The organism is Desulfovibrio legallii, assembly GCF_900102485.1.
Lineage (GTDB): Bacteria > Desulfobacterota > Desulfovibrionia > Desulfovibrionales > Desulfovibrionaceae > Desulfovibrio > Desulfovibrio legallii_A.
The window spans coordinates 144070-151554 of sequence record NZ_FNBX01000006.1 but is presented as its reverse complement, the minus strand read 5'-3'; the positions used below and the strand labels follow the sequence as shown (position 1 = coordinate 151554).

The window sequence follows — 7485 nt, the reverse complement described above, 5'->3', positions numbered from 1 at the left end:
GGTCACAATCCCTTTGTATTTCAGGTCTCTTTCTTCACCTGCCTCCGCCATCCCTTGGCCGCCAATATTTGACGGAGGACTTTTCGCGAACCCTCGCCGCTTTTGCCGGCATGGAACGGCATATGGGGAACATAGCATGCCAACATGTTATACTCATTGAATATTGTTTGTGCGCGAACCGTTGCCGGACGGCCTGAAAATCTGCCCAATTCCCAATAGGGTGACAAAAGGCCGCCCCAAGCGTCCGAGGTTCGCGTCACCCCTCCAGAATCCGCTTCACCGCGGCCACCTTCTCCGTCTGTTTTTTGGAGAGCTTGCCCTCCCATTTGCCCAGCCGCTGCCAACAGTCGCGCAAGGCGGACGCGGCCCGGGTTTGCACATCGCCGTCCAGGCTGGACAGACGACCATAGAGGTCCATGCTCTGCTTTTCCGTGGCATCGGACTCGGCCACCTCGGCAATGGAACGCTCATCGGGGGAAAGGGCGGCAAGCATCTTCGCGCGTTCGGCAGCCGCGCGTTCTTTGCGCTGCTGTTCCTCCTCGGCCTTTGCCCGGGCCTGTTCAGCGGCTTCCGCCAGCTTGCGCTGCGCATCAAGGAGGCGGCAAAGTCCCTTATTCCGTGCGCTGCGCTTGGCTTGCCGCTCTTGTACAGCTGTGGCAATGGCCGCTTCCACCCGCGCCAGCCCCTGTTCGTATTCCGCCTCAGGACAAAAAGACAGCACCACCCAGCCGAAGGGCAGTTCCCTGTCAGCCAGCGTCCGCGTCTTGCCAAAGCCCTTGCGCGCCTGCGGCTTATTGTTGCTGACGGTGACACACTCCACATGGGAATAATGCCCCACGCGCAGCAGGAGCTCCCGTTCCGGGTTGAGCCCCTCAATGCGGCGTAGCACAGGCTGGAGGCGTTCGCCCACGGCGGTAAGGTGAGGCAGGCGGTAGAATTTGTCCATCTCATCCCGAAAACGCTTCCCATAGAAGGCGTTGCACAGTCTCGCCAATTCTGTGAGGGAGACGGGCCGGTCTTTGGGCAGGGTGATACGCGGTACGCCCGACACTATGTCCATGAGCAAGCGACCGTAGAGCGGAAGACCACCGAAGCCGGTGGGGGCCAGCGCCTCGCAGGGCGTCTTGGGCGTACCAGGCTTGCCGCCCTCGCGCCGCACCTCCACAGCGGCCACGATGCGTGTGCCTTCTGGCGGCACGGGAACATCCGACACCTTGAGCGCCTGCATACTGTGTTCTTTGATGTTGCCCAACAGATGCTCCATCTCCCCAGTATATTTGTCCCCTTGTTGCACCGCCCTGAGCAGGGCGCCGTGGTCGAGGCTGTCAATGAGCGGCGTGCTCAAGGCCCCCTTGAGGGAGGAACCAGGCACAAGGGCTGTCTTGGTGACGGGATTGCGCACGAAGGGCTGGATCTCGGCCTTGCTTAGGCTGTTTGGATTTTTGATATTTTCCAGCAGATCCTTTGCCAGTTTCGCAGAGGGCACGGGCACATGCGCCTGAGAATACAGGGCCGTATCCAACTGCTCGTTCATAAGGCGGCGCAGGCCCAACGTATCCCCTCTGTCCAGAGCCGCGTGGGTATCCTCCCTGTCCTGTGCCGCCAGCAGCCAGGATTCCGTGTCCACCATATGCAGGGCGTGGCCGCCATTCTCCGCTCGGATAACGTATTCCAGCGGAGAGAAGTCGCTGCCGGTTCCGATGAACACGGGAGTAAGCACCTCCAGCCTGAAAGGGATGAAGCTCTCGCGCGTCCAGCGGCGCGGTACGGAGCGCCCGCCGGCACTGGGCGCGGCAAACCGGCTAGAGTGAGGGCGGTCATACATGGGATGCCTCCTCGGCGATGCGGCATGGCAGTGTTAGCGGCGGGGTAACCTGGACAATGGCCGGATCCGCATGAATGCCTTCCAGCAGATAGGGGCCCGCGGGCAGGCGGCGCAGCACACTGCCCTCCTGCAGCAGCAGCATGGGTGCCTTGTGCGGGCTTGCCAACCCTGGTCCGGCCTTGCCGCGCTTGGTCGCAACAGAGTACCAGCCATCCACGCAGGACATGTCCATGCTGGCGCAGACAGAGCAGAGCATGGCATGCGGGCCGTCATTTTCCAGCGGTGCCGGGTCGAAGGCATTGTCCGGCTCCACGGCGAAACGTCCTTTGCCCGTGGAAGCGTCTTTGCCAAAGCCCAGGTCGCCGGCCTCGCGCAGCAGTTCAAGCAGGGCCGTTGGGTCGGCGGCGCGCGCATACAGATGGAAGGGCGCCCCTTCGGCAAACCAGGTAAGCCGGTTGAAAAACAGGCCGCCCTCAGCTGCCGTGGCACTCCGCCTGTCAATGGAAACATGCGGCTCCACACTTTCGCCAGTTTTCGGCGAATCTTTTTTCGCACTCCATTGGCAGAACCAGGCAAGCAAGGGCCGCAGCGACAGTGACGGGGCGTGTCGCGCCCACACCTCCACCGGCAGGTGCGCCGTTTTGCGGAAACGTTTGTAGGCCTGCAGTGCCTCAAAGAGCGAGATGGCTTTGCCACCCGCATCACGAAATTCCCCGGTGTTAACCCACTGCCGAAACAGCGCACGCGGCGCCGGGGGCAGGCATGGGCTGCTCACCATGCCCAGAGTCAACGCGGAGGACAGGACAAAGGGCGGTTCGCCTGCACGGAAGGCGGCAATGGCCGCACGGCAGGCAGCGGAGCCGTAACGCTCTGCCAAGCGCCAAAGCAAGAGGCCGCACAGCGTGTCGCTGCGCAGGGGTGTGCCCCACGGGGAAAGCGGACGCACGATGTAGCGCAGAAGCTGCATGGGTGCCTCCGGTTAGAGGACGTTAATGGTGCTGAGGTCGATGGGCTTCCCGTCCAGGATGATATTCTCGAACACGACCTGGCCGCTGCCGCGCGAAGAGCCGCCCCCAAGAGCATCCATCTCAATGAGCCTGAGCCCCTTGAAGAGCCACTGCGCCAGATTGTCAGGATCATCGCCCTCAAAGACCTTAAGGACGATGTTCAGATCAAAAACCACACCCGCGGGCACACGCTCCAGCGGCCGGGGATTTCCGGCCGTGCCGTTGACCCGATGGATGGTGTTTTCGTTCTTGATCTCCATGGGCAAATCCCCGGCCGCGAAACGCTCCCCATCCTCCTTGCAGAGCATGGCATCGCGCACCAGCAGACGCGTGGGACCGAGCTTTGGATCACATTTGCTCGGATCATTATGCGCGCCGAAAAGCCTGCATATTGGGCAGGTAGGCCTTCCGCATCCGCAGGGCTTGCCGTCGAGAACAAATTTTCTGGTGTCTTCGCTCATGCCCATGACAATGCCCACCTCCAACAGGGAACGCATCTTGCCCTTGATTGACGAACCGGGAATATAGGGCGCGCCGGTGAGCGGGTCTTTGACAATAGGCTGGTCGAGGCCGCCGATTTCCACCGTGTCCTTGCCCGCGCCGATGTGCAGGCCGGTGTGCAGACGGATTCGGCCCGTAAGAGTGCGGATGGATTGCAACTGCATGGTTTCCTCCGGGATGTCAGTCTTTGGTATATTGGGCGCTGAAGCCGACAACTGCCTCGAAGTGCAGCAGAAAGGCCTTGAAATCAGATGCATCCTTAACGCTGTCCACATTCTTCCAAAGCCACGTCTTGAAGCTTTCAGGCACGACCTTGCGCTTGAGCGCATATTCCGACTTGGCCTTGAGCAGCTTGATCATGGGCAGAATTCGTGCAAAGGCGATTTTCTTCTCGCCCTGGGCCGCCTGATACTGGCGCTCCAGTGATTTCACGTTCGTATAGAATTTGCGCAGTTGCGAAGATTTAAGCGCGCCCTGCTCGCTGAAAAATGATTCCGCAGCCTCACGGGCCTTCTCGTCCACCCATATTGGGTTTAGCTCCTGCTTGTCTTTATCCATGTAATAGTCAATCATACTGTGTTCCTCTCTCCTGTGATGCGGGTGCGGTACAGTGCCCATGTGATGGACATCTCCTTGCAAGGGAATTCCTTCTTGTCTTGCCCCATGCGCTGCAGACGTTCACGGTCCTGCGGCGACACTTTGCTGCGGTCACAGTTGCGCGCCATATCATACGCCATGTGCGCAAGATAGAGCCCCTTACGCATGTCGCCCTGATTAAATTCGCCGCAGGCGCGCGCATAGCCCAGCATGCGGCGGACAAAGCCCTGTGTGACAGCACCTGTCAGGCACAGTTCTTCCAGCCATTGACCATCCTCACAAAGGCGGTGGAACACGGGCCATTCCGCAGTGACGCCAAAAAGCGTGGCCGCGTTTTTGCCGGGCTGATCCTTGGAAGCCTTCAGCGCCTCCTCGGCAGCATGGCGCAGGGCACGCATGGGCAGGCGGGGCTTGAACACCGGAAGGCCCGCTGAAAAGGTCAAGGCGGGATTGTTGCCAGTGAATCTGCCGAAGTCACTACGCAGACGTTGGGCAAAACGCACGGCCTCGGACCACGGCCCCAGGGCAAAGAGGTCATCGCCGCCGGCGAAGATGAGGTACATGCCGGGAAATTCCCGCTGCATGAGGCGTGGCACATGGGCGGCGAAAAAGTGGTTCAACATGCGTGAGAGCATGGCGAAGCGGGAAATGGAGAAAAGGTTTTGTTTCCCCTCCGCGGCAAAGCCCATACCGAAAAGCAGACCCAGATTGTCCACGTCCGCCTTGCAGGCCGCCAGGCAGGCCACGGACCGTAGGCGGCTGCCGTCAGGGCCAGCCACGCGCGCCTCCTCTGCCAGCATGGCAAAGGTCTTGGGGCTCCCCACCTGCACAGGCTCGCCCTGCATGAAGTCCACGCCATTTACGTTGTGAACGCGACCCTCAGCTTTCCATTGAGCCAGGTCTGCCTGGGTCACGGTAGGGAGATGCCCGGCCACGGGCACGGCGGAAAAACCGTCATGGCCGCGCATGTTCACCACATCCAGCGCAGCACGCAGCACGTCCTCCTTTGCGTCCTGAGCCTCAAGGCGCAGGCGCAGACCGCCGAAGAGTTCCACGCCGTCGGCGGAGCGTGTGAAGATGAGGTAACGCGCTGTGGGCAGGCGCCTCCCAACTTGTTCCATGAGCAGGCGGCAAAGATCGCAGACTGGCGTCCTGTCATCCAAAAGACTGGTGGCCGGACGGGAACGGCAGCAGTCGCATTCGCCATATCTGGCATAATCTTTATGATTCACGGACAAAACCGGAGAGGTACCGCTCCGAAAGACAGTGGCGAAGGGCCGCAACTTGGCCTCTTCCAGCGCATCGTTGAAGCACTCGAAACGCTCACAAAAGCGCGCGCGTTCCAGGTCGTCGGGCCGCAGGGGCACCGTGGCGAAGGTCATGCGCACAGTGCCCTGAAAAGTCTTGAACAGCCACGTCTCCACTTCCATATGGAGATCCTGGAGTATCTCACGGGCTTGCGGCGTGTCAGGCAACAGCAGGACATAGCGGCCGCCCGCATCCGCTATTTTGGCGGCCGGGCTAAGCCCGAGCCGATCCAGCAGGGTCAGCCACACGGAGCGAGTGAGCGCCTGCAAATAGAGGGAACGCGCACGCAACAGCTTGCTGGCGCCCTTGTCCGCTTGGCCTTCGGCCCCGAAGATGAACCGCTGAATGCCGGAGATCTCGCCTCCACAGAGCAGAAGGCATTGTTCCTTGTCCGGACAGGCCAGCAGCGATTGGACGATGGCCGCCGTTGTGGCGGCGTGGTCATAGAGCGAGATATCGGCTCGCGTCTTATAGGTGGACGAGGGAACACACCAAGTGAACTGTTCCAGCAGGCTGACCAGAGATGCTGCATAATGGCGCACCCCCATGTGGAGCGGCAAGGATTTTTCCTCTTGGAGGGCGTCGAGGAAATTGCGGTACAACTCCTTGTAGGAATTACTCTCTCCAGCGTTCGTAACAGGGAAGATAGGAGAATCGTCCGCAGGTTCCAGAGCATCATCGAGGCGGAGCAGGCGATAGCGCAACGGCGGCGCGTCCTGCGGCATGCCCTTGCCGTCCAGCTGGACGTTGGTGAATACGGATTCCAGCCTGGCTGTCTTGTAGCCGCCATCTGCCTCACCATCCACGCGGTCGCCGCCGGAGGAGAGGCAGTCTGCCAATTTGAGGGCCATTTCCTCGCGGGAGGAGGCGTCCGGCCGGTGGTGGGCGGAAGCCAGCCGGGCCAGGCGGCTTCTCTGCCCCTCCAATTCCGGCGGCAGCGGCAGCACGCGTTCAATGAAGTAATCCGTATAGAGCACATGCCGGTGCGAGGTACCGTGGGGGCAGTATTCCTGCTCCAGTCCTTGGGAACAGGGAGCATCTGCCCGCTGGGCGAATTTGTCGATGCCGTGCAGCCATGCCGCCAGTACAGGCAGAATTTGCGTCATACCGGCCTCCTTTTCGTTACAGGATAACTAATTACACATTGTGCGACAAGGTCTTGGGAATAATGGCAACGTTGCCGTCAATTTTCTTTAATGAATATGGATGGATGATTGTATGGCGGAAAGGCCGTAGCGAACGCCGGGGCGTCGGCCTAAGCTGAGGATGGCGGCATACGCGGCAAGAGCGCCCAGATCCCGATGCAGGCGACGGTTCAGCTTAGCCTTGTAGGCCATGAAATTTTCCTGATTGAGGTCAAGAATGCCGGTGCTGCTGGCGGCCGCATCCGAGGCCCTGACCATTGTGTACAGCCGGGCAATACCACTGGCATCCGCCAGGAGGGAGGAGCTTTCTGTAAAGCAGGCTCGTCCGCAGCAGGAGGCGCACCAGCCGTTGCAGGGGAATTCCTTTTTATGGCGGACGAACCAGAGAAACAGCGCGAACAGGGCTGGCGGGAGAGTACAGCCACGAGCGTTGATGGTCAGATGGCGCTCCCGGATATAAACATGCACATCAGGGGCGTCTGAAAGGCTGAAGTGATCCAGAAGGTCTTGTGGTCGACAGGGCTGGCGTAAAAAAGACGCCGGAAGGCGGGAGCGCAGGCGGGGGAAAGGGACCGGGGCCAGAATGACGTGTGCGGAGCCTTCCGTCCCCGGTGGCGGATAGAAAAACTGCACATCCGCCTCGCAGTGTGGTGCGGCCAGCACATGGAACAGGCGATCTTGCTGCCTCCCATAGCACTGTGCGGCCAAGGCGAGGCTTGCGCTCATGGTCTTGCGCCCTCCTGCGAGGGAGAAGTTCACGCGCCCAGATGTATCAAGCGTCCATTCCCAGGCTTGGCGCATGGCCAGTTCCTGAAATGCCTCACTTTCTTCCTTGGTTGTGATATCCTCCACAGGATGTCCCCTGCAGTACGGAACCAGAATGTCCCGTTCGACAAGCGGATTGGCATCGGAAGGCAGCCTATAATCGCGAAGAAAAGCGGCTATGCGCCCGCCTGCGCCCAGAAGGATTTCTCGACTGAGGGCCGCACCCTGCTGCGTAGTGAGAATAATGGCACGGCGAGGAAAGTCCCCAGTCTGATGCAGCGCGTATAGCGTTTCCGTGAAAATCTGGGGCCTGAGACCGCAGACGGCGAGCAGCACG

At 60.5% G+C, this 7485-nt stretch carries 6 protein-coding genes; all 6 read right to left on the bottom strand.

What is annotated here, in order from left to right; genetic code table 11:
- Nucleotides 1-256 precede the first annotated feature (256 nt).
- Nucleotides 257-1825: an RAMP superfamily CRISPR-associated protein gene (locus BLS55_RS05540; RefSeq protein ID WP_092153367.1), complete on the bottom strand. Its 1569-nt coding sequence runs from the start codon at nt 1823-1825 to the stop codon at nt 257-259.
- Complete coding sequence (csm4, locus tag BLS55_RS05535) at nt 1818-2792, bottom strand: type III-A CRISPR-associated RAMP protein Csm4 (protein WP_092153366.1); 975 nt, start codon at nt 2790-2792, stop codon at nt 1818-1820. Before csm4 ends, BLS55_RS05540 begins: the two co-directional genes overlap by 8 nt.
- 12 nt (nt 2793-2804) lie before the next feature.
- The gene (gene csm3, locus BLS55_RS05530) at nt 2805-3497 is read right to left on the bottom strand and encodes a type III-A CRISPR-associated RAMP protein Csm3 (protein ID WP_092153365.1); all 693 of its coding nucleotides are present in this window, start codon (nt 3495-3497) and stop codon (nt 2805-2807) included.
- 16 nt (nt 3498-3513) lie between these two features.
- Nucleotides 3514-3906 carry a type III-A CRISPR-associated protein Csm2 gene (csm2, locus tag BLS55_RS05525; protein ID WP_180365405.1) on the bottom strand — a complete coding sequence of 131 codons (393 nt, stop codon included), beginning with the start codon at nt 3904-3906 and terminating at the stop codon, nt 3514-3516.
- The gene (cas10, locus tag BLS55_RS05520; protein WP_092153363.1) at nt 3903-6344 is read right to left on the bottom strand and encodes a type III-A CRISPR-associated protein Cas10/Csm1; all 2442 of its coding nucleotides are present in this window, start codon (nt 6342-6344) and stop codon (nt 3903-3905) included. The genes csm2 and cas10 overlap by 4 nt, the downstream gene beginning before the upstream one ends.
- A gap of 87 nt (nt 6345-6431) precedes the next feature.
- A complete protein-coding gene (gene csm6, locus BLS55_RS05515) occupies nt 6432-7484 on the bottom strand; it encodes a CRISPR-associated ring nuclease Csm6 (protein ID WP_180365404.1) in 1053 nt (350 codons plus the stop codon).
- Nucleotide 7485: the final 1 nt, after the last annotated feature.

Excerpts from the sequence above, each read along its gene's own strand:
- csm4 (WP_092153366.1), bottom strand. The coding sequence starts at position 2,792 with ATGCAGCTTCTGCGCTACATCGTGCGTCCGCTTTCCCCGTGGGGCACA.
- BLS55_RS05540 (WP_092153367.1), bottom strand. The coding sequence starts at position 1,825 with ATGTATGACCGCCCTCACTCTAGCCGGTTTGCCGCGCCCAGTGCCGGC.
- csm2 (WP_180365405.1), bottom strand. The coding sequence starts at position 3,906 with ATGATTGACTATTACATGGATAAAGACAAGCAGGAGCTAAACCCAATA.
- csm3 (WP_092153365.1), bottom strand. The coding sequence starts at position 3,497 with ATGCAGTTGCAATCCATCCGCACTCTTACGGGCCGAATCCGTCTGCAC.
- cas10 (WP_092153363.1), bottom strand. The coding sequence starts at position 6,344 with ATGACGCAAATTCTGCCTGTACTGGCGGCATGGCTGCACGGCATCGAC.